The sequence below is a fragment of the Rhodococcus sp. ARP2 genome, assembly GCF_001029585.1.
In the GTDB taxonomy this organism is placed as follows: Bacteria; Actinomycetota; Actinomycetes; order Mycobacteriales; family Mycobacteriaceae; genus Rhodococcus_F; species Rhodococcus_F erythropolis.
This window is the reverse complement of sequence record NZ_LEKE01000049.1, coordinates 47457-69304: the sequence shown is the minus strand read 5'-3', so window position 1 is coordinate 69304 and position 21848 is coordinate 47457. Positions and strand designations below refer to the sequence as shown.

The 21848-nt window shown below is 63.1% G+C and carries 19 protein-coding genes; 7 read left to right on the top strand and 12 right to left on the bottom strand.

Going from position 1 to position 21848, the window contains the following annotated elements; genetic code table 11:
• Positions 1 to 58: 58 nt before the first annotated feature.
• Together ABX74_RS11755 and ABX74_RS11750 are read right to left on the bottom strand one after the other, a co-directional pair.
• Positions 59 to 1630 (bottom strand): MFS transporter, encoded by a 1572-nt coding sequence (locus tag ABX74_RS11755; RefSeq protein ID WP_047888877.1) that lies wholly within the window; start codon positions 1628 to 1630, stop codon positions 59 to 61.
• Positions 1631 to 1727: 97 nt separating this feature from the next.
• Complete coding sequence (locus ABX74_RS11750) at positions 1728 to 2294, bottom strand: TetR/AcrR family transcriptional regulator (protein ID WP_003945239.1); 567 nt, start codon at positions 2292 to 2294, stop codon at positions 1728 to 1730.
• Between the two features lie 339 nt (positions 2295 to 2633).
• Between ABX74_RS11750 and ABX74_RS11745 the strand changes: the two genes are divergently transcribed.
• Both ABX74_RS11745 and ABX74_RS11740 read left to right on the top strand, forming a co-directional pair.
• On the top strand, positions 2634 to 3089 hold the full coding sequence (locus ABX74_RS11745; RefSeq protein WP_020908518.1) for a nitroreductase family deazaflavin-dependent oxidoreductase: 456 nt from the start codon (positions 2634 to 2636) through the stop codon (positions 3087 to 3089).
• Positions 3090 to 3148: 59 nt separating this feature from the next.
• Positions 3149 to 3868, top strand: coding sequence for an NADPH-dependent F420 reductase (locus tag ABX74_RS11740; RefSeq protein ID WP_020908517.1), 720 nt, complete (start codon positions 3149 to 3151; stop codon positions 3866 to 3868).
• Positions 3869 to 3917: 49 nt separating this feature from the next.
• Here the strand turns inward: ABX74_RS11740 and ABX74_RS11735 are convergent, their stop codons facing one another.
• Positions 3918 to 5321: a class II fumarate hydratase gene (locus ABX74_RS11735; RefSeq protein WP_019744582.1), complete on the bottom strand. Its 1404-nt coding sequence runs from the start codon at positions 5319 to 5321 to the stop codon at positions 3918 to 3920.
• Positions 5322 to 5422: 101 nt separating this feature from the next.
• Positions 5423 to 6457 carry a class II fructose-bisphosphatase gene (glpX, locus tag ABX74_RS11730; protein WP_019744581.1) on the bottom strand — a complete coding sequence of 345 codons (1035 nt, stop codon included), beginning with the start codon at positions 6455 to 6457 and terminating at the stop codon, positions 5423 to 5425.
• A 180-nt stretch (positions 6458 to 6637) separates the two neighbouring features.
• Here glpX and ABX74_RS11725 point away from each other — a divergent pair, with 180 nt between their 5' ends.
• Positions 6638 to 7207, top strand: a complete 570-nt coding sequence (locus ABX74_RS11725) for a DUF4245 domain-containing protein (protein WP_029255848.1) — start codon at positions 6638 to 6640, stop codon at positions 7205 to 7207.
• 21 nt (positions 7208 to 7228) lie between these two features.
• Here the strand turns inward: ABX74_RS11725 and ABX74_RS11720 are convergent, their stop codons facing one another.
• Genes ABX74_RS11720 through ABX74_RS11710 form a run of 3 tightly spaced genes read right to left on the bottom strand, consistent with a single transcriptional unit; the run spans position 7229 to position 9311 of the window.
• A complete protein-coding gene (locus ABX74_RS11720) occupies positions 7229 to 7453 on the bottom strand; it encodes an exodeoxyribonuclease VII small subunit (RefSeq protein ID WP_019744579.1) in 225 nt (74 codons plus the stop codon).
• Positions 7450 to 8715, bottom strand: a complete 1266-nt coding sequence (gene xseA, locus ABX74_RS11715) for an exodeoxyribonuclease VII large subunit (protein WP_003945258.1) — start codon at positions 8713 to 8715, stop codon at positions 7450 to 7452. Before xseA ends, ABX74_RS11720 begins: the two co-directional genes overlap by 4 nt.
• Positions 8712 to 9311, bottom strand: coding sequence for a lipid droplet-associated protein (locus tag ABX74_RS11710; RefSeq protein ID WP_029255847.1), 600 nt, complete (start codon positions 9309 to 9311; stop codon positions 8712 to 8714). Before ABX74_RS11710 ends, xseA begins: the two co-directional genes overlap by 4 nt.
• 153 nt (positions 9312 to 9464) lie before the next feature.
• Here ABX74_RS11710 and ABX74_RS11705 point away from each other — a divergent pair, with 153 nt between their 5' ends.
• Positions 9465 to 10478 carry a 4-hydroxy-3-methylbut-2-enyl diphosphate reductase gene (locus ABX74_RS11705; protein ID WP_003945273.1) on the top strand — a complete coding sequence of 338 codons (1014 nt, stop codon included), beginning with the start codon at positions 9465 to 9467 and terminating at the stop codon, positions 10476 to 10478.
• A 67-nt stretch (positions 10479 to 10545) separates the two neighbouring features.
• Here ABX74_RS11705 and ABX74_RS11700 read toward each other — a convergent pair whose 3' ends face one another.
• Complete coding sequence (locus tag ABX74_RS11700) at positions 10546 to 11502, bottom strand: DUF6542 domain-containing protein (RefSeq protein ID WP_020970252.1); 957 nt, start codon at positions 11500 to 11502, stop codon at positions 10546 to 10548.
• A 217-nt stretch (positions 11503 to 11719) separates the two neighbouring features.
• Between ABX74_RS11700 and ABX74_RS11695 the strand changes: the two genes are divergently transcribed.
• Together ABX74_RS11695 and ABX74_RS11690 are read left to right on the top strand one after the other, a co-directional pair.
• Positions 11720 to 12895, top strand: a complete 1176-nt coding sequence (locus ABX74_RS11695; protein WP_047888922.1) for an exonuclease SbcCD subunit D — start codon at positions 11720 to 11722, stop codon at positions 12893 to 12895.
• Entirely contained in the window at positions 12892 to 15870 is a 2979-nt protein-coding gene (locus tag ABX74_RS11690; protein WP_047888876.1) for an AAA family ATPase, read from the top strand. The genes ABX74_RS11695 and ABX74_RS11690 overlap by 4 nt, the downstream gene beginning before the upstream one ends.
• Here the strand turns inward: ABX74_RS11690 and ABX74_RS11685 are convergent, their stop codons facing one another.
• Positions 15871 to 17064, bottom strand: a complete 1194-nt coding sequence (locus tag ABX74_RS11685; RefSeq protein ID WP_003945249.1) for an AI-2E family transporter — start codon at positions 17062 to 17064, stop codon at positions 15871 to 15873.
• Between the two features lie 152 nt (positions 17065 to 17216).
• Between ABX74_RS11685 and ABX74_RS11680 the strand changes: the two genes are divergently transcribed.
• Positions 17217 to 17621 (top strand): hypothetical protein, encoded by a 405-nt coding sequence (locus ABX74_RS11680; protein ID WP_019744573.1) that lies wholly within the window; start codon positions 17217 to 17219, stop codon positions 17619 to 17621.
• Between the two features lie 6 nt (positions 17622 to 17627).
• Here ABX74_RS11680 and ABX74_RS11675 read toward each other — a convergent pair whose 3' ends face one another.
• The 3 genes from ABX74_RS11675 to ABX74_RS11665 all read right to left on the bottom strand — a co-directional run bounded on the left by ABX74_RS11675 (position 17628) and on the right by ABX74_RS11665 (position 21802).
• Positions 17628 to 17828 (bottom strand): YbdD/YjiX family protein, encoded by a 201-nt coding sequence (locus tag ABX74_RS11675; protein ID WP_019744572.1) that lies wholly within the window; start codon positions 17826 to 17828, stop codon positions 17628 to 17630.
• 2 nt (positions 17829 to 17830) lie between these two features.
• Positions 17831 to 20113, bottom strand: coding sequence for a carbon starvation CstA family protein (locus ABX74_RS11670; protein ID WP_019744571.1), 2283 nt, complete (start codon positions 20111 to 20113; stop codon positions 17831 to 17833).
• A 111-nt stretch (positions 20114 to 20224) separates the two neighbouring features.
• Positions 20225 to 21802, bottom strand: coding sequence for an FMN-binding glutamate synthase family protein (locus tag ABX74_RS11665; RefSeq protein ID WP_047888921.1), 1578 nt, complete (start codon positions 21800 to 21802; stop codon positions 20225 to 20227).
• Positions 21803 to 21848 lie beyond the last annotated feature (46 nt).

The following is a 21848-nucleotide window of genomic DNA, read 5'->3' as shown; positions in this document are numbered from 1 at the left end:
TCAATCCAGTATCGGGGAACGGCGGGCTGAGATACGGACAAATCGGGAAACCTTGTAGCTACTTCGGGGTCTTGGTCGCCAGACTGCCGAGAATGGAGCCTTCTGTGACCGGCTTCCAGGGGAGCAACAACGCGACCAGCAGCGCGGTGATCAGTGCTGCGCCGACCGTGAAGTACGACGCGATGGCGAAACCTTCCAGGCACGCGGCCTTCATCGTGTAGATCAGACTGTCCTTCTGCTGCTCGAAGAGCGGACTGATGTCGCGCGAGCGGATCTCGATGACGCTGAGCACCGACTCACGAGCGAAGCCCTTCTCCTGTGCCGACATCACGGCGTCGGGAATGGCGTCGACGATCGGAGCCACCTTGGACGTGTAATACGAGGCGACGATCGAGCCGATGACGGCGACGCCCAGGGTCCCACCGAGTTCACGCGTCGTGTCGTTGACTGCCGAGCCTGCGCCGGCTTCGTCGAGGGGCACCGAGGACATGATGGAGTCGGTAGCCGGTCCCTGGACAATTGCGAGGCCCAGACCCATGAGAACCATCGAGATCACGACGGGTCCGAGGTAGGGCGTCTCGACGGTCGTCTGGCCGGCCAGGAACATGCCGCCGCTGAGGACGAGGAGGCCGAACACCATCACTGCGGTCGTGCCGAGTTTCTGTGCCGCCAAGGTGGCGACGGGAGCGCCCACCGCAACAGCGGCGGCGAAAGGCAAAGAGTGGATGCCGAATTCGAGTGGCGAGTATTCGCGAACGCCCTGGAAGTACTGCGTGATCAGGAACAAGAACCCGAACATGCTGAAGTAGCTGACCGCAATAGCCAAGGCGGGGAATGAAAACCGCCGGATTCGGAAGAGATTCATGTTCAGGATCGGCGCATCGGTGCGCAGTTCCCATGCGACGAATGCCGCCAACAACACTGTCGCAGAGAGGTATCCCGTGATGCTGAATGGCGACACCCATCCGCGATGTGGCGCGTCGATGATGGTCCACACCAGAATGACGATGCCGAGGAGCGACAAGATTGTTCCGACGAAATCGAATCGGCCGACGTGAAGCGCCTTCGATTCCGGAACAACCAGCAGCACACCGACGATGACCAGCAACGCAGCCGGAACGTTCATCCAGAACACCGAGTGCCAGGAGAAGTGCTCGAGAAGCCAACCGCCTGCCGTCGGGCCGATGGCAATCGCGAAGCCGGCCATTGCGGTCCAGGCAGCGATGGCGATGGCTCGTTCTTTGGCGTCGGTGAAGATGTTCGTGATCATGGCCAGGGTGGCCGGAAAGACCGCTGCGGCAAAGACACCCATGGCAGCGCGCGCCATGATCACCTGTTCGAGGTTGGAAGCCAAAGCGCCGACGAGCGACATCGCGCCGACGCCGATCAGACCGATGATCATCACTCGGCGGCGTCCGAAGCGGTCACCCAGGTGGCCGAAAGTGAGTAGGAACCCGGCGAAGGTCAACGTGTACGCGTCGACGATCCATTGCAGGTCACTGACGCTGGCGAACAGGTCGACGCTCATCGTCGGCAGTGCGACGTTGACCACTGTGTTGTCCAGCACGACAAGGAGTTCGGCGAGGCAGATGAAGATCAGCGCAGTGAATCGACGGGACTTGGTCATCATAGGCGCCGAGGGCGCCGGTGCAAGTGTGTGAGACATGTTTGTACGCCATCTCTGCTCCTGCGCGGACGGCAGCAGCGGTTGGAAGTAGAGGGGTTGGTCAGCTCGGGGCCGAGACCAGAGCCTTGAGGTGCGCGCCGATCCGATCGAGAGGCGCGGTGGTGTGCTGAGCTTTTGCCATCAGAGTCGCGCCTTCGATCGACGCGATCACGACGGTTGCCCACTGTGCTGCAGTCTCGGACGGCTGTCCCTGCTGCCAGAAGAACGATGTGAGAAGCGATTCCCACGAGGTGAAGGATTCGCCCGCAGCAGTTAATGCCGCCGGCGTCGACGCGCCCTCCACCGCCGCGGCTGCGACCGGACAGGAGGAGGTGAAATCGCTCTCTACCAAGCTGTTTCGAAATATTGTGACAACCGCGTCGATGATCTCCGGTGGGGAAGACTGAGCGATCATCGAACTGATGGCGGCGCTGACGCCTCGGCCGAAGTAGGCAACTGCTTCGCCGGCCAGCTGTCCTTTGCCTTCGGGAAAATAGTGGTACACCGACCCGCGGGGAGCTCCCGAGCGTTCGACGATCTCGGTGAGCGAGGTCGTCGCGATCCCGTGTTCACGGAAGGCATTGATGGCGCCGACCAGCATCAGAGTGCGGGAATCGGAGTCGGCCATCCCGCCATCGTATGCAATCGCAGAGCTGTTCGATTCATCTGGTGCCGCTGGTTCTCTTGGTACTCCCCACTTGCGACGCGCTGCGGCGATCGGACAACGCGTCTGCGGGCCGGTCATGGCAACGAGGTGTCTCGAGGTGTGTTCATCACTGCCTCCCAGTATGTCGATCGGTATAGGAACGAATCTGAGACTAGATGTAACCGACAGACACAGTCAAGTGTTGTGTGCAGGTAGTGGGTATTGATCGATATTCATGGTGGCAAAACTCCCGGATCAGTGGTTATATCGTGCGGTATAGAGCTGTTGCTTCGAGGTCAGCTCCGGAGGAGAGGAAACGGCATGCCGGTACCGACGTCAGTTGCACGAAAACGAAGAATCGAAGTCGCAGTCGGGAAGTATTTCGCCAATCCGCTGGTCACCGGATTGAATCGGATCGGTTTGATGCCGTCGTTGATGACCGAGATCGAGACGGTTGGACGCCGAACCGGTCTGACCCGCCGAGTGCCCGTTGCGATCACCTACGACGGCGACGAGGCGTGGGTCATCGCGCAGCACGGCATCGACAGGGGCTGGGGTGCCAATATCTCTGCGACGCCGAAGGTTCGGATCCGTCGCCGCGGCGAGTGGGTGGACGGACAGGCCCAGATCATGCCGGACGACGACGTGCCGGCGCGGGTGAAGACATTCACGTCGGGGAAGTTCAGATCGGCGCTGACGGCCTCTGCCTTTCGCGGATTGCAGACCGATCCGGTCAGTGTTCGCATCAGGCTCGAACTCGATCCGTCAACCGATTGAATCAACGGGAGTTGAAGTAGTCGGTACGGAATGACCCGGTGCGTTCTCGTCGTTGACGAATGCAGCGGTGGCGCGATCGCCACTACACACGACGAAGGAGCAGGGTCATGCGCATCGGAATCATCGGAGCCGGTCAGATCGGTGGCACGCTCACACGTAGGCTCGCTGCGCTCGGTCACGACGTGCGCGTCTCGAATTCGCGGACACCGGACACCCTTGCAGAACTGGAAGCGGAGACGGGCGCGAAGGCAGTCCGCAGCACCGAGGCCGCCGAGGGCGCCGAGCTGGTCATCGTGAGCATTCCGCAGAAGAACGTGGTCGATCTACCGGCGGGGATCCTCAGCGGTGCGGTCGCCGGTGCCCCGGTCATCGAGACCAACAACTACTACCCGCAACAGCGTGACGGTCTGATCTCGGCCATCGAGGACGGACAGACCGAAAGCGGATGGGTGCAGGAGCGCCTGGGTGTACCGGTATTCAAGGCGTTCAACGGAATCTGGTGGAAGCACCTCCTCGAGAAGGGGCTTCCCGAAGGTGCAGAGGGGCGCATTGCGCTACCCATCGCCGGCGACGACGACGCGAACAAGCAGGTCGTGTTCGATCTGATCAATCAGTTGGGCTTCGATCCTGTCGATGCGGGAACGATCGACGATTCCTGGCGTCAGCAGCCGGGAACTCCGGTGTACGGCAAGGACTTCGATCGTGAAGCGACGTTGAAGGCATTGGCCGAGGCGAGCCCCGATCGCACCGACGAATGGCGCGCAACCACTACGGTGTAGGGAAAAGAGTGGCGGTTTCCGAAGTGGAAACCGCCACTCTGTTGTCTGTTCAGTCCTTGACCTTCGCCATCGCCAGAACGTCGAGACGCTTGTCGAGTTCTTCCTCGCTCAGCTTGTCCGGGACGAGTCCGCGCTCGATGACGACCTGGCGGATCGTCTTCTTCTCTTTGAGCGCCTGCTTCGCGACGGCCGCGGCTTCCTCGTAACCGATCGCCGAGTTGAGGGGCGTCACGATCGACGGTGACGATTCGGCGAGTGTCTTGAGGTGCTCCTCGTGCGCGACCAGTCCGCTGACACACTTGTCGGCGAACAGTCGAGAGACGTTGGCCAGCAAGGTGAACGACTCCAGCAGGTTGCGTGCCATGACCGGGATGTAGACGTTGAGTTCGAAAGCTCCGGCAGCGCCACCCCACGCGATGGCGGCGTCGTTTCCGATCACCTGAGCCGCAACCTGAGTGGTTGCCTCGGGCAGGACCGGGTTCACCTTGCCGGGCATGATCGAGCTACCCGGCTGCAGATCGGGGAGTGCGATCTCGCCGAGTCCGGTCAGCGGACCCGATCCCATCCACCGAATGTCGTTGGCAATCTTCGTCAGTGAGACTGCGATGGTCCGCAGCGCGCCCGATGCTTCGACCAGTCCGTCACGCGCGGCCTGTGCTTCGAAGCTGTTCTTCGCCGGAGTCAGCGCGTCGACGCCTGTCGACTTGACCAGCTCGGCAACAACTTTGGGGCCGAATCCATCCGGAGCATTGAGACCGGTGCCGACTGCTGTTCCGCCGATCGGCAACTCGCCGAGGCGGGGGAGCGTTGCGTTGACGCGCTCGATGCCGGCCTCGATCTGACGTGCGTAGCCACCGAACTCCTGACCGAGCGTGACCGGCACAGCGTCCATCAGGTGGGTGCGTCCGGATTTGACGACGGTCTTCCACTCGGACGCCTTCGTGGCAAGCGCAGCATGCAGATGTTCCAGTGCCGGCACAAGATCGGTGACCGCTGCTTCGGTAGCTGCGACGTGCGTGGCGGTGGGGAAGGTGTCGTTGGAGGACTGCGACATGTTGACGTGATCATTGGGATGTACGTCTACACCGGCGGCCTTCGCGATGGATGCGATGACCTCGTTGGCGTTCATGTTCGAGCTGGTTCCGGAACCGGTCTGGAAGACGTCGATGGGGAACTGATCGTCGTGCTTGCCTTCGGCGATCTCGTTCGCGGCGGCGATGATTGCGTCGGCCTTGTCCGCGTCGAGCAGTCCGAGGTCCTTGTTGACCTGCGCACACGCTGCTTTCAGCAAGCCCATTGCGCGGATCTGGGTGCGCTCGAGTGGGCGCCCGCTGATCGGGAAGTTCTCGACTGCACGCTGGGTCTGTGCCCGCCACAGCGCGTCGATGGGCACCCGAACTTCGCCCATGGTGTCGTGTTCGATTCGGAACTGTTGATCGTTGCTCTCCGTCATGGCTCCACATTGCCACTTTTGGAGGGCGGGTAGGGGACTACGTCCCCCGTGAGCGGTTAAGGAGTGCAGGGACTCCCTAACCGCTCACGGGGCGGAGCCGATCAGAACGTCGGGGGAACCGCGCCCTCTTCGCCGTCGAAGTCGACGGAGCTGTACTCACGCAGCTTCTCGAGACGGTGGTACGCGTCGATCATGCGAACGGTGCCGGACTTGCTGCGCATCACGATGGACTGCGTGCTGGCGCCGCCGCCGTAGTAGCGGACACCGCGCAGCAGGTCACCATCGGTGACGCCCGTGGCGCAGAAGAATACGTTCTCGCCGGAGACGAGATCTTCGGTGGTCAGGATCCGATCGAGATCATGACCGGCGTCGATGGCCTTCTGGCGCTCTTCGTCGTCGGTGGGTGCGAGCTTGCCCTGCAGCGATCCACCCATGCAGCGCATGGCTGCTGCGGCGATGATGCCCTCAGGCGTTCCGCCGATGCCGACGAGCATGTCGGTGCCGGACTCGGGACGCGCTGCGGCGATGGCGCCGGCAACGTCACCGTCGGAGATCAGACGGATACGAGCGCCGGTGTCGCGCACGTCCTGGATCAGCTGGTTGTGACGCGGGCGGTCCAGGATGCAGATCGTGATGTCGGAGACCGACGCCTTCTTGACCTTGGCGACGCGCTTGATGTTCTCGGCGATCGGTGCGCTGATGTCGATGACATCTGCAGCATCCGGTCCGACAGCGATCTTCTCCATGTAGAACACGGCCGACGGATCGAACATCGCGCCGCGCTCGGCAACAGCCAGAACGGAGATCGCGTTGGGCATGCCCTTGGACATCAAGGTGGTGCCGTCGACCGGGTCGACGGCGAAGTCACAGTCGGGGCCGTCGCCGTTTCCGACCTCTTCGCCGTTGAACAGCATCGGCGCTTCGTCCTTCTCGCCCTCACCGATGACGACGATGCCGCGCATCGAGACGGAGGAGACGAGCTGACGCATAGCGTCGACGGCTGCTCCGTCGCCGCCTTCCTTGTCGCCGCGGCCTACCCAGCGGCCGGCAGCCATAGCACCGGCTTCGGTGACTCGGACCAATTCGAGTGCGAGGTTACGGTCCGGGGTCTCACGATGAGTGCTGCTGGCCGTCATGTGCGGTGCCTCCTGGCGCGGTCGCGGTCGACGGGGTGTGTCGACACAGTGGTTTCTTCAGGCGTCATTGTCCCAGATGGGAGCGGCTACGTGCGCTGTCGGGTCGCCGCTGCGACGTTTTGTCTCGCTCGAAGGGGACCGGGAATCGTATCTACTGCGCAGTACCTGGATACTGGGGGTGTGGCATCGAAGAAACCCCGCATTCTCGAAGACAACAAAGACATGGTCTGGTCTCTCGTACCGTTGGTGCTGTTCTGCATCATCATTGCGGGCATCGCCAGCCAGTGCACGTTCAGTCCTGGCGGCCCGACGCAGGGGCCTATCCCGAGCGTCGACGTGGACGCTGCTCTGAACTACGACGCGAAGGAACTCGGATTTCCCATCCGTAATCCCGGTGTTCCGGACGGGTGGACCCCGAACTCCGGCAGTCGCAAAATCATCTCCGGCGACGGTGGCGGAGATTCGAGCACTGTGGGATTCATCACGACCAGCGGTCGCTACATTCAGCTGACACAGAGCAACGCCGAGGAATTCCCGTTGGTGTCACACGTTGCCGGTGGACAGCGATTCGCGACCGGAGTCGAGACCGTCGGCGCCGATACGTGGAACGTCTTCGGCGGCGAAGGTGTCGAGTCGATCTGGGTCACGGACGTCGGGGATGTTCGCCTGTTGCTCACGGGCGCGGCGACGCCGGACGAGTTCCGGATTCTTGCCGAGAAGGTCGGCGCAGCGCAGCCGATCACGCCATAGGATTTCCGGTCGGAGCGGACGTTACTCGTCCGCTTCGGCCAGAGCCTTTTCGACGCGAGCCCTGGCGCCGGCCAAATGCTCTTCACAGCGCTTGGCCAACGCTTCGCCTCGCTCCCACAGTGAGAGTGACGCGTCGAGGTCCAGGCCGCCCTGTTCGAGAATCTTCACGACGCTCACCAATTCGTCGCGGGCTGCTTCGTAGCCGAGTTCGTTGATGTCGGTGTCGGTGTCGGTGGCGTTGCTCATTTTTCTCTTCCCATCACTGCGGCGCGAACGGCGCCGTCTGCAAGTCGAACTCGAATCTGGGTTCCGGGTGGCGCGTCCTCGACCGAGCGCAGAACCTCCGGATCGCCGTCGGCGACAACACGTTGCACGACTGCGTACCCGCGGGCCAGCGTCGCGGCGGGGCCGAGAGTGGTGAGCCGGGCGCGCAGATGCTCGATCGTTCGGGACTCGGAGTCGATCAACCGAGTCACATCGCGTCGCCCGGCGGCCTGGAGCCTTTCGACCTCTTCGGCGCGACGGTCCACCGCGAGCAGCGGTGATGCCATGACCGGTCGAGTGCGCAACTGTTCGATCAGATGAGACTCACGCTTGACCCAGCTGCGCAGTGCCGCAGCGCTGCGGTCACGAAGATCGGCAACCAGAGCAGCTTCCGCAACCGCGTCGGGTACGACGCGCTTGGCCGCGTCGGTGGGTGTGGCTGCGCGCAGGTCGGCGACGTGGTCACTGAGCGGGCTGTCCGGCTCGTGGCCGATGGCACTGACGATCGGCGTCGTGCAGGCCACGATGGCGCGGCACAGCGCCTCGTCGGAGAACGGCAGGAGATCCTCGACGCTACCGCCGCCGCGAGCGAGGATGATGACGTCGACTACCGGGTTGGCGTCGAGTTCCTTCAGCGCTTCGATGATCTGGGGAACAGCAGTCGGGCCCTGCACCGCGGTGTTACGCACCGCGATAGCCACTGCGGGCCAACGACGGTGGGCGACCGAGACGACATCCTTTTCGGCCGCGCTGGCTCGGCCCGTGATCAGGCCGATCGTGCCGGGCAGAAACGGAAGAGGCCGTTTGAGTCTCGGATCGAACAAGCCCTCCGCGGCGAGCAAGGCGCGCAGTCTCTCGATGCGGGCCAGCAGCTCACCGATACCCACGGCGCGAATCTCGGTGACACGCAACGACACCGTTCCGCGTCCGGTGTAGAACGAGAGCTTGCCGAACATCACGACACGCGAGCCCTCGGTCAACGGCACCGGAGAGTTGTGCAACAACTGTGGTGAGCATGTGATCGACAGCGACATGTCTGCCGACGGATCACGCAGAACGAGAAAGGCCGTTCGGGTACCGGGGCGTGCATTGATCTGGGTGATCTGACCTTCGACCCAGATGCTGCCGAGTCGATCGATCCAGCCGGCGACCTTGGCGGAAACCGTGCGGACCGGCCACGGCTGTTCAGCGCTGCTGGCGCCGGACGATCGCTGCGATGAAGCGGGGGGCGTTGCGGAAGTCACTTTGCCTTGGCTGTGGTGATGCGGTTGGTGAGCATGGTCTGGAACGGTGCGCGGGCGAGCGTCGCATTCTCGTAGTCCAGGACGGCGGTCAGCTCGTCGATGCTGAGCGTCCGGATGCGCGCACGGAGCTGTGCGAGTGTGAGGTTGGGGTAGTCGAGTTCGGTGACGATCTCGGGCTCTTCGGCAGGTCCGTCCGTCGTAGCTGCCGCGGATTCGGACTCGGCGCCGGGTGTGGGCTCCTCGATGGGGGCAGTCGGCTCGAGCGAGTAGAGCGCGAAGCGTCCGGCGTTGGTCGGGGTGTCAGCGGTGGTCGCGCCGGTGGTCGACGCCGAGTCTGCGGGAGCGTCGGCGTCCTCGTCGAAGACCGCCCACTCGGGCTGTTCGTCCTCGGAAGACCAGTTGATCAGTGCAAATGCCTGATCGCCCTTGATCGCCAACGAGGTGATCGACTGCTGCACGCGCATGCTTGTCTGCAGCATCTGGCTCACGGCGGTCATCGGCAGGGCGACAGCGGTGGTGGGCAACTTCTTTGCCTCTTCCATCGCGGTGACGGCGAGTCCCGCGGCAACGCGCGCCACGAACGGTGGTCGGATCATTCCCACAGCTTGCCGCAAAGCTCCGACAATCGGTAGCCGACTTGCCTGTGACGGCCGTACTCGTTTACTTCGGAACCTTCGATCGGAGCCCGAAACCGAGGTGTTCACGTTTGCCGGAGTGTCTCACGTTCGAGGTGCCAGTAGGCTGGTCACATGTCTTCGGCTGTTCCTCTCAATCTCGGTATCGCGCACTCGGCTGATTCGCCGTCCACCCGCAAGGGCAGCGCCAAGCGCGTGCTCCTCGCCGAGCCTCGCGGCTACTGCGCCGGCGTCGACCGCGCGGTCGAGACCGTCGAGAAGGCGCTCGAGAAGCACGGCGCACCCATCTACGTGCGTAAGGAGATCGTCCACAATCGCCACGTCGTCGAGACGCTCGAAGATCAAGGCGTGATCTTCGTCGACGAAACCGACGAGGTTCCGGAAGGATCACTCCTCGTGTTCTCAGCGCACGGTGTGTCTCCGGCCGTCCACGACTCGGCCGCCGAGCGGAACCTGCGCACGATCGACGCTACGTGCCCCCTGGTCACGAAGGTGCACCAGGAAGCAAAGCGATTCGCTCGCGACGATTACGACATTCTCCTCATCGGCCACGAAGGCCACGAGGAGGTCGAGGGCACCGCAGGTGAGGCTCCCGATCACGTCACCATCGTCGACGGCCCGGATTCGGTCGACGCAGTCACGGTTCGGGACGAGTCGAAGGTCATCTGGCTTTCCCAGACCACACTGAGCGTCGACGAGACGATGCAGACCGTCGCGCGCCTGCGTGAGCGTTTCCCCAATCTGCAGGACCCGCCGTCCGACGACATCTGCTACGCCACGCAGAACCGTCAGGTCGCGGTCAAGGCGATGGCTCCCGAGTGCGATCTCGTGATCGTGGTGGGTTCGCGGAACTCGTCCAACTCGGTTCGCCTGGTCGAGGTCGCGCTTGGTGCAGGCGCTGCTGCGTCGTATCTGGTCGACTACGCCCGTGAGGTCGATCTCGCGTGGCTCGAGGGTGTCCAGACCGTCGGCATCACGTCGGGCGCATCAGTGCCCGAGGTGCTCGTGCGCGGCGTGATCGAACTTCTTGCCGAGCATGGATACAACGACGTTCAGCCCGTCACCACAGCCAACGAGACCTTGGTGTTCGCTCTTCCCCGTGAATTGCGAGCAGCGCGCACGTCCTAGAACAAGAAAATGCGGGGCACCTTCCATCTGGAAGGTGCCCCGCATTTTTTGCTACTGGGCTCGTCTGTCAGGGCTCTTCGCGATCGCGGTACCGAACTCGCGGCGGCGGATACGCGGGAAGATCGACTCCGGGTGGGCGGCGGCGAGGGGGCAGCGGCGGCGATACGTCGTCACCCGAAGCGAAGAAGGGCTCCATCCGCTCCTCACGCCTGGGCGACGGACTGGGCTCGGGCGCCCGGCGGCGACCGTACGACGGGTAGTCGTCGTCTGCTGTCGGTCTGCTGTCCGGCTGAGGGCGACGCGTAGGCGGTTGGTGCGTGCGATCGACCCTGGGTGGCAGTGGGCTTCTCCGGGGCGGCAGCGGGCGATCGTCTTCGATCGGTTCGCGCCGGGGAGCGCTTCGGTAAGCGGGCTGTTCGTCCACCTCGGGGGCGCGGCGACGCGGGGGCCCGGGGACGGGCGCGTCCGAGACTCTGCGGCGACGCCCGGTCTCGGGTGCGGATTGTTCTCGCGTGGCAGCCGCAGAGGAGTCTCGAGTGGCGGTCGCCGAGCGGCGGGAGCGGGTCGAGCGCGCAGGCCCGGTGGGACGCTGATTGAGCAGGAAGTACCGGAAACCGCCGATTATCAGCACGACGACGGTTGCGGCCAACATGATCGGAAAGCGGTTGACCAACGGGTACGCGATGTTGATCGCGATGTCGCGCAGTGCGGTGCTGTTGTCCTTGCCGATGAGCGTGTGCCCGATCGGCACCGCAGCGAAGAGCAGCAACGGAGGTTGGGCCATCGCGGTGAAAAGAGCCTTGTTCGAAGCGGCAACCACAGCGAAGAGACAGCCCAGGAAGTAGAACGTCGAGAACACCGCGGTGAGCTCGCCGCCGCCTCCGGTTGCATCGATCAGTACGCCGACGGCGGTGACACCGGCAGCAAGCAGGATCACTCCCCACCAGGGCAGGCCGGGGACGGTCACGATGAGCGATCGCTTGTCCAGCGGTACCCCGGAGCGAGCACGTTGGGTTGCAGACACATAACGACATTAGCGGTTCTTGCGTTGTCGGCCGTGTTTGTGCGGGTCGTGGCTGGCGCATTTATCGGCGCGATGGCGCGATGGTTTCGGGTTCTTCGCCAAACGAACCGGACGGATTGTGTGCAGGGTCACCGGACGTTCGTGGGTTGGGGCACACCGTCGAAGCCGTCAGCGTGGGAGATCGGCAGTGTCGGTGGGCTGCTCTACCGTCGGATTCATGAAGATTCTGCACACCTCCGATTGGCACATAGGTCGCACGTTTCACGGCGTCGATCTGTTGGCCGATCAGGCGAGTGTGCTCGGTTCCATCGCAGATTCCGTCCGCGAACACGGTGTTGACGTCGTGGTCGTGCCCGGTGACATCTACGACCGCTCAATTCCCAGTTCCGACGCGGTCACGGTGTGCAATCGAGGCTTCGAGGCAATCCGGGCGGCCGGAGCGGTCATCGTCGCCACGTCCGGCAACCACGATTCCGCGGTGCGGCTCGGTGCCGGGGCGTCCTTTGCAGCTGCCGGCGGATTGCATTTGATCACCCGAGTCGGCCAGATCGGTACTCCGGTGACGCTCAGTGATCAGTTCGGACCTGTCGCGTTTTACGGGATTCCGTATCTCGAGCCGGAGATCACGCGCGTCGAGTTGGACGTGCCCCGGGCTCGTACTCATTCCGACATCCTCGGTGCGGCAATGTCGCGTGTTCGGCGAGACCTCGCCGAACGAACAGCTACCGATCCGTCGACTCGGTCGGTACTGCTCGCGCATGCCTTTGTCGTGGGCGGTGAGGCGTCTGAATCGGAACGCTCCATTTCGGTCGGCGGAGTGGAGACTGTCGCCGTGGGCGAGTTTGCCGGTGTCGACTACGTTGCGCTGGGGCATCTGCATTCGCCCCAGATGCTCTCGGAGAGCGTTCGCTACTCAGGTTCACCGTTGCCGTATTCGTTCGGTGAGCGCAGCCACCGCAAGGCTGCGCTTTTGATCGAACTCGACGCAGCCGGACTGTCGTCGGTGCAGCGCCTCGATCTTCCGGTGATTCGAGGGCTGAGCCAGGTGGCTGGAACTCTCGAGGAACTTCTCACCGAGTCGAAGTACGCCGATTCCGAGCAGTGCTACGTCTCCGCTTTGCTCACTGATCCGGTTCGTCCCGTCGATGCCATGAGGCAGCTCCATGCACGTTTCCCCTTTGCCGTTCATCTCGAATGGCAAAGGCCGGAAGGACAATCGGATCTCAAGTATCGCGACGCGGTACGGGGTCGAACCGACATGGAGATCGCCCGTGGCTTTGTCTCGGCCGTGCGTAGTGACCCGTCCGAGCGAGAGGTCACGTTGATGGCCGAAGCGCTCAGCGCTGCCGCGCGCGCCGAGGAGTCCACGGTAGAACTGAGTGAAACCGCGTGAGGCTTCACAAACTCGAAGTCAGCTCTTTCGGGCCCTTTGCCGACACCGTCGAGGTCGACTTCGACCGATTGGGTGCTGACGGGCTGTTCCTTCTGCACGGCGACACCGGTGCAGGCAAGACCACGATCCTCGACGCGGTTGCGTTTGCCCTGTACGGCCGGGTTCCGGGTGCGCGCAACGAGGGCAAACGGCTACTGTCCGATCATGCGCCTGCCGGTTCGGTGCCGCGCGTGGAACTCGAAGCGACCATCAGTGGTCGCAGAATCAAACTTGTTCGTAGTCCAGAGTATTCGCGCCCGAAGAAGCGTGGCACCGGTTCGATCACAGAGAATGCAAAGGCCACACTGACGTGGTTGGACGGCCGCGGCGAAAACCTCTCGCGCATCCCTGACATCGGTGACGAAATCAACCGCCTCATGGGCATGAGCGCTGATCAGTTCTTCCAGGTGGTGCTCTTGCCGCAGGGTGAGTTCGCCAAATTCCTGCGTGCCGAGAGCGACGAGCGAGGCAAACTGCTCGAGCGTCTGTTCGACACCAAGCGTTTTGTCTCCGTCGAGGCATGGTTCGACGCCAAACGAAAGGCAAGTGCGACCGCGCTCGCGGCAAGGGAGCAATCCGTGCGGCTGCTGCTCGCGAAGGTCGAGACAGCTGCGGGACTCGAGGTAGGCGCCGAGGCACACCCACTGGAATGGTCGCGCAAACTCCTCGCCGAGGCTCAGGACACCCGCGATGCAAGTCTCGCGGAGCTGGTGATCGCGAAAGATGCAGCAGCCGAGGCTAATCGGGTTCTGTCGGCGGCGCAGCGAACCGCAGATCTGGTAGCTCGCCGCAATCGTGCGACCGCTGAACTCGCAGCATTCAACAGGGGCGCCGCCCAAAGAGCTGTGATCGGCGCTGAACTCGAGACCGCCAAGCGCGCACTGCCGGTGGCCGCTGTCGCCGGCGATGTGGACGCTGCCGGCTTGCATCTCGCTGCCGCACTCGAATCGATGACCACAGCGATGTCGACCTACTCCGCACTCGACGGTCCGGAGATTTTCGTGCCGGAGGTGTGGCCACCCACCGACGATGAGCGTCAACGCGTCGTAGCTCGGATCCGGACCTGGCGTGACGAGATCGTTCGCCTGGACGCAATGGCGGAGGACGCTCGCCGAGCCGATGCGGCAGAAGCCGAGATCGAGAAACTCGGAGTTCGGCGAGACGCTCTGTCCGAGCGCATCGATGCCATCGCGGTTGAACGCACACAACTGCCAGAAATGGTGCGCTCGGCCGGCCAACGACTGGAGGATGCGCAACGCGCGCACGCGGCTCTGCCTGGCCTCGAGGCTGCACTCGTAAAAGCGTCGGATGCTGCGACAGCGGCCCATGAAATCGTTTCTCTGCGTGCGCAAGCCGAGAAGATTCGTGTGCAGGTGTTGGATGCGCGCGACGCCCATCAGAGTGCTCGCGGGCGCTGGCTCGACCTCGTGCAAAAGCGTATCGAGGGCATGGCGGCGGAGTTGGCGAGTTCACTCGCGCCTGGTGACCCATGCCAGGTGTGTGGTTCGCGTGAACACCCTGCGCTGGCTCAGTCGGATGTCGTCACGGTCACCGAACCCGATCTGGAAGCCGCGTCAGCGGCCGAGCGTGCGGCCGAGAAAGCCCTCAGCAAGGTGGCCGATCGCCAGGTAACCGTCGAACGTGACATCGACCGGGTGATCGCGCGCGGCGGAGACGGCGATTCCGAAGAACTCGACAGGCTCCGCGCCGAGGCACGGAACGCCGTCGACGAGGCGACACACTCTGCCGGTCAGGTTGGAGTGCTGGCACAAAAACTTGCGCAACTCAATGGGCGTGACACCGAACTACAACAGGAATCCGCTTCTCTGACAGCCGAATTGGCGGCACTTGCCGAGCGTAGGACGACTCTGTCAGCGACGGTCGAGCAGATTCGAGCGGCGATCGTTGCTGCGGTGGGAGAAGATTCGACCATCGCTGCTCGGCGCTCACGGTTCGAAGGCCTTGCCTCCGCTGCCACGGCGGCGTCCGAAATGCGCGACGACGCCGTTCGTGCGCAGGCCCGATCGGCGGAACTGTCGGCCAAACTGTCCGCTGCTGCGGCCGCTGCCGGATTCGATTCGGTCGAGGCTGCGATCGGAGGGGTGAGAGCGCCTGCCCGAATCGCGGCGATCGAAACGGAACTCGCCAAGGCGCGTGACCTCGAGGTTGCCGCCCGGACTGTCCTCGACGACCCCGAGGTTGTTGCGGTGGGTGAAGTCGAGACCGTCGACGTGGACGGCCCTCGCGGCCTCGCGCTTCAGTGCGCCGAGGTAGTGAACGCGACTGTTGCGGCCGCTTCCCTGGCCGAGAACCGTGTGTCGGATCTCGAACGGTTCAGCGGACAACTCGAGAAGGCCTACGAGGCGGTTGCACCTGAGCGTGAACTGCACGACGAACTCGCTGCCCTCGCAGACGTGATCGCCGGTAAAGGTCAGAACAGTCGCAAGATGTCGCTGCGAGCGTATGTGCTCGCTTCGCGGTTGGAAGAGATCGCCGTGTCGGCATCGGTTCGGCTGCAGCGGATGTCCGGGGGACGGTACGAGTTCGTGCACAGTGACGAGGCAGGATCTCGGGGTCGCCGCGGCGGTCTGGGACTCGACATCCGGGACGACTTCACGGGCGTCGTTCGCTCGGCGAAGACGCTCTCGGGCGGTGAATCGTTCTTGGCGTCATTGTCTTTGGCGCTCGGACTCGCCGATGTGGTTGCGGCGGAGTCCGGCGGAATCGTTCTCGACACGATGTTCATCGACGAAGGATTCGGCACCCTCGACGCCGACACCCTCGACTCGGTGATGGCTGTGTTGGACGAGCTTCGCGACGGAGGACGAGTGGTGGGCATCGTCAGTCACGTGGACGAGATGAGGCAGCGAATCCCGAGTCGCCTGCACGTCATTCGCGGACGTGCAGGCTCCTCGGTAAAGGTAATCGCGGGCTGATCAGGCCTTTTTGTTCTCTACCTCTGACTCGGCGTCGTCGTCCTGATCTTCGAGGATGTCCGACGCATCGCCGGCGGGCATCGGCTCGTTGTCGCTTGCGCGTTCGTCGATCTGCTCTCCGATGTAGCGGATGACAACTGCTGCAACAGCGGCGACGGGCACTGCGAGGAAGGCGCCGACGATGCCGTACAGCGAGCTACCGGCGGCCACGGCAAGCAGCACGATGACGGCGTGGAGTTTCATCGACTTGCTCTGCAGCACAGGCTGAAGGACGTTTCCTTCGATCTGCTGAACGGCCAGGATGATGATCAGCACGATGATGGCGGTGGTGAGGCCGTTTGCCACCAACGCAACCAACACGGCCAGGGCGCCGGCGACAAACGCACCGACGATCGGGATGAATCCACCGATGAACGTCAGAATTGCCAGCACCGGTGCCAGCGGGACCCCGAGTATCAGCAGTCCGGCGCCGATGAAGACCGCGTCGATCAGGCTCACCAGTGCTTGAGTCCTGATGAATCCGCCGAGCGTGTCCCACATGCGGGTGAGGACCTCTTCGAGATGCCGACCGGCGCGGCCGCCGCCGACAGCGTGCAGCCAGGGGATGAACCTCGGTCCGTCCTTGATGAAGAAGAAGGCGAGAATCAGGACCAAACCGAGCGTGACCAACAACGAGCTCGCCGTGCTCACACCGCTGAAAACGCCTGAAGCGATGGCGGTTCCACTTTCCTGCACCTTCGTGATGACGGCATGGACTGCGTTGTCGATCTGGTCGTCCTTCAGATTCAGTGGCGGACCCTGGAGCCAGTCCTGAACCTGATTGATGCCCTCGGTGGTCTTGTTCGCGAGCTCGGGGGCCTGGCTGACCACTGACGGAACGATGCCTGCGATCACACCGGCCAAGATTCCGATCGAGAGGACCAGGGTGATGCCGGCTGCCGCGGCCGGTGGCATACCGCGCTTGATCATTCCGCGGGTCGGTGGCCACATGACTGTCGCAACGACGATTGCCAGAGCCACCGGCAGGATGATGACCCAGAGCTTTTCGATCAGCCAACCGAAAATCCAGGCGCCCAGCGAAATCGACGCCAACACCAACGACCACTTTGCGAGCCACATACCCCCTTGCCCGATGATCTCGCCGCGGTCGCGCTTCCGCACCCCTGCGGACGTCCCCTTGTCTTGCTCGCTCACTGATCGTCCTTTCCGTCGGCGCAGGGATCTCCTCGCCGATGTGCGAATCCGGTGATCTAGCTGAGCTGATCGTAACGACTGCATGCGATAACTCGTGTGTTGCGATGCAATTCTGTGTTTTGAAGCATGCCGACCGGACTAACATTTCCGTCATGAGAATCGCAGCAGCAGTCGGGGCAGCAGCAATCGTCGTTCTCGGGCTCACCGCGTGTAGCACCGAGGATCAGGACAACGCGCAGAACAAGATCAGCGAGGCAGTCACGAGCGGGCAACAGGCGCTCGAGACGGCGAAGCAGTCAGCGGGCAACGCCATCGACCAGGGCAAGACGGCGTTGTTCGTCGCCACCTTCCGTGGGGCTTACGCACCGTTGGCGGAGAACCGCGACGACGCAGACATCGAGGAGATCTTGACGACCACGTGCACGGAGGTCGCCAACGGCACGGACGAGGCGGAGGTCAAGTCCAAGATCACCGACCTGGCCGAGAACAACGGCAACAAGCCCACCGACGAGCAGGCCGGCCACATTTACGAACTCGCGAAGGCCACCTGCCCCTGACCGGATTCAGCAGCAGCGGGCGCCCGGGTTGGCGTCGGCTGCTGCATGCCGGCGGCGCCAGAACTCTCGTTCGCTGATCACCGGTGAGTCGGCGTGGTGGCGTCGGGTGTGCTCGACGTAGCGCTGATAGTCGAGATCACCCATCACCGAGCGAACCCACCACAGCGTTCCACGGAACGCTGTGGTGAGTTTTGCCGTCATGGTCATGGTCAGTGCCCACCTCCGTGCGCGGCGCCGGGTGCCCGGACCTTCCCGGCTTTGATGAGCTCGTCCCATTCCTTCTGGATTTCCTTCTCCGCGGGCGTCGGAATGAAGCTTGCGGGACCGAAGATCTTCGACGGTTCCTCCGGGGACTCGGTGGTCGGCAGCCCACCCGCTCGGATTGCCTTGGCACATACGATGATCCCGGCGATGACGACGACGATCACCAGTGACGCGAAGATGATCGACAACGTGCCCTGAATGAAGGTGTTGCGAATGACGGCATCGATGGCCTCCGGAGTCTTCGCAGAACCGTGCGCCGTCTCACCTGCGGCCTTCGCATCCTTGAACACGTTGTGCTGAGCCCAGTAACCGATCGCGGGGTTGTCGGAGAAGATCTTCTGGTACGACGCGGTCATAGTCACGACCAGGTCCCACACCAGCGGCACGCCGGGGATCCAGGCCCATTTGAACAGGCCCTTCTTCATGACGATCGTCATGACCACCGTCAGTGCGATCGCGGCCAGAAGTTGGTTGGCGATGCCGAAGAGCGGGAAGAGCGTGTTGATTCCGCCGAGTGGGTCGGTGACACCCATGAGCAGGATCGCGCCCCACGCAGCGACCACGATCAGCGAGCACAGCCACGCACCGATGCGCCACGACGGGTCCTTGAACTTCTTTGCCGGACCGCCGAAGTTGCCGAGCGAGTCCGAGAGCATGAATCGAGCGACGCGAGTGCCGGCATCGATCGTGGTGAGGATGAAGAGAGCCTCGAACATGATCGCGAAGTGGTACCAGAACGATTTCAGCGAGTCGCCGCCGAAGACGTCGCTGAGCACTTCGGACATGCCGAACGCGAGCGTCGGGGCGCCGCCGGTTCTCGAGATGATCGATTCTTCCCCGACGGCCTCGGCTGCCTGCGTCAGCACGTCCGGTGTGATGGGGGCGGTACCGAGGGGCAGATTGTTGACGTATTCGGCTGCGGTTTCCGGTGTTCCACCGGTCAGCGCCGCGGGAGCATTGAGTGCGAAGTACAGGTGCTGATCGAGGATGCAGGCGGTGACCAGAGCCATGATCGCGACAAACGATTCGGTCAGCATGCCGCCGTACCCGATCATCTTGGTCTGGCTTTCCTTCTCCAGCAGCTTCGGCGTCGTGCCGGACGCGATCAGCGCGTGGAAGCCCGAGAGTGCGCCACAGGCAATGGTGATGAACAGGAACGGGAACAATGAACCGGCAAAGGCCGGGCCTTCGCCGTTGGAGGCGAACGGCGTCACTGCAGGCATGTTCAGCGCGGGTCGTGCGACCAGAATTCCGATGGCCAGCAATGCGATGGTGCCGACCTTCATGAACGTCGACAAGTAGTCGCGCGGTGCCAGGAGCAGCCAGACCGGCAGCACCGAAGCGGCGAATCCGTACGCGATCATCAGCCACGCAATGGTGACCTTCGAGAGTGTGAACCAGTCTGCGCCCCAACCGGTATCGGCTACCCAACCACCGGAGACGATGGCCAGGAGGAGTAGGACGACGCCGATCAGGGAGACTTCGGAAACCTTGCCCGGCCGCAGATACCGCAGGTAAACGCCCATGAACAGGGCGATGGGGATGGTCATCGCGATCGAGAACACACCCCACGGGGACTCGGCGAGCGCATTGACGACCACAAGTCCGAGCACCGCGATGAGGATGATCATGATGACGAACACGCCGATCAATGCGGCGACGCCGCCGACGAGGCCGAGTTCTTCGCGGGCCATCTGACCGAGGCTGCGCCCGCGGCGCTTCGACGAGATCCACAGGACCATGAAGTCCTGCACCGCCCCGGCGAACACCACGCCGACGATGATCCAGATCGTTCCCGGAAGATATCCCATCTGCGCCGCCAGAACGGGCCCGACCAGGGGACCGGCACCGGCGATTGCCGCGAAGTGGTGACCGAACAGCACCCGACGGTCGGTCGGCATGTAGTCGGCGCCGTTCTCCATGATTTCGGCGGGAGTTGCGACGTCGTCGCGGGGCTTGACGATCTTGCGTTCGATCAACCGCGCATAGAAGCGGTAGGCGATCAGATAGGTACAGATTGCGGCCAACACGAACCACACGGCGCTGATGTGTTCACCGCGGACGATCGCAATCATGTACCAGGAGCCCGCGCCGACCAGTCCGAGAACGAGGAAGACGACGCGCGCAGTGGTGGAAATGGGTGTTTTGTCGATGACGCCGACAGGTGGCAGGTCAGGATCGGTTTTCAGGTACTCGACATTTGGTTCCGGCGCAGTCGTCAAGCTCATCGTCGAACTCCGTCCACTAGTGCAGTGTGGCCGCCGTCACAGCGGGCCATCTGTCACTGTAGGACCAGACGGGTGAATCCGCGCGATCTGTGGCGCGGGAGTCGACCGGCGTCAGAATCGGTGAGCGTCGGCGTCGATCCAATCGGTGAGCCAGCTCTGCGGCGGGGAGTCGAGCAGTTCGCCCGGCATCAGCCAGTCGAACAGGTCGGCATAGGTACGCGTGGTGAGACCGTCGACGCGGCGGTTGAGCATTCCCGGTTGCAGTTGGTCGAACGAATCGATGCCCATCGACGCGATCATCTGTTGTGCGCTGGCGACAGTTGCCTTCTGGAAGCGGTAGACGCGCTCGCTCTTGTCGGGGATGTCGAGTGCGCGGGTGCGTGCCGGATCCTGAGTGGCAACGCCGACCGGGCAGCGGTTTGTGTGGCACATCTGGGCCTGAATGCAGCCCACTGCGAACATCATTGCGCGGGCAGCCATCGTGAAGTCTGCGCCTTGGATGATGCGTTTGACGATGTCGGAACCGCTCGCCACCTTTCCGGAAGCGCCGACTTTCACGAGAGCGCGCAGACCGGTTCCCACCAAGGCGTTGTGCACGAGCATCAGGCCTTCGGTCAACGGCATGCCCATGTGGTCCTCGAATTCCACCGGACCTGCGCCGGTGCCGCCTTCGGAACCGTCCACGATGATGAAGTCGGGCGTGATGCCGCGTTCGATCATCGCCTTGCAGATTCCGAGGAATTCACGACGCGAGCCGACGCACAGTTTCATCCCGACCGGCTTGCCTCCCGACAGTTTTCGCAGGGTCGCGATGAAATCGACCAGTTCGACCGGAGTGCTGAACGCGGTGTGCGCGGGTGGCGAAATCACGGTCTGGCCGACGGGTACCCCGCGGGTTTCGGCGATTTCGGGTGAGACCTTGACTCCGGGAAGCACGCCACCCAACCCGGGTTTCGCACCTTGCGAGAGCTTGATCGAAATGGCCTTCACCTGATCGAGGCCGGCACGCTCGGCAAACCGGTCAGGATCGAATCGGCCGTCCTCGGTTCGGCATCCGAAGTATCCCGAGGCAATTTCCCAGATCAGATCGCCGCCGTGTTTGCGGTGATACGGACTGATCGCGCCTTCGCCGGTGTCGTGGGCGAAGCCGCCTTTGGCGGCGCCGGCGTTGAGGGCCTCGATTGCGTTGGCGGACAACGACCCAAAGCTCATCGCGGAGACGTTCAATAGAGCGATGTCGTACGGCTTCGTGCAATCGCGTCCGCCGAGGCGAACTCGCGGAACGGTGTCGGTGGCGGTCCGTGCGCGAATCGAATGCGTCATGAACTCGTAGCCGATCGCATTGACGTCGCGCTCGGTCCCGAAGGGCTCTTCCGCCAGTGTTCCCTTTGCGCGCTCGTAAACCAGATCTCGCGTTTCGCGATCGAATGGCATTCCATCGGTGGATGATTCGACGAAGTACTGCTGGATCTCCGGTCGAATCTTCTCGAGGAGGAATCGCGCGTGCCCCAGGACCGGATAGTTACGGAGGATGCTGTGGGACTTCTGAGTGAGGTCGTAGGTGCCCATCGCCGCCAGCGCGAGAGTGACGACAGCGATCACCCACCATCCGGGCGAGGCGACAATTGCGAGCGCGGCGGTGCCGAGACCCACTATCCATATCAAGAGCACGATCAGCATCCGAGTCACCTCGAGAGCGTAGGCGCCCACTGTGACACGGCAGCGGTAAGTCTCC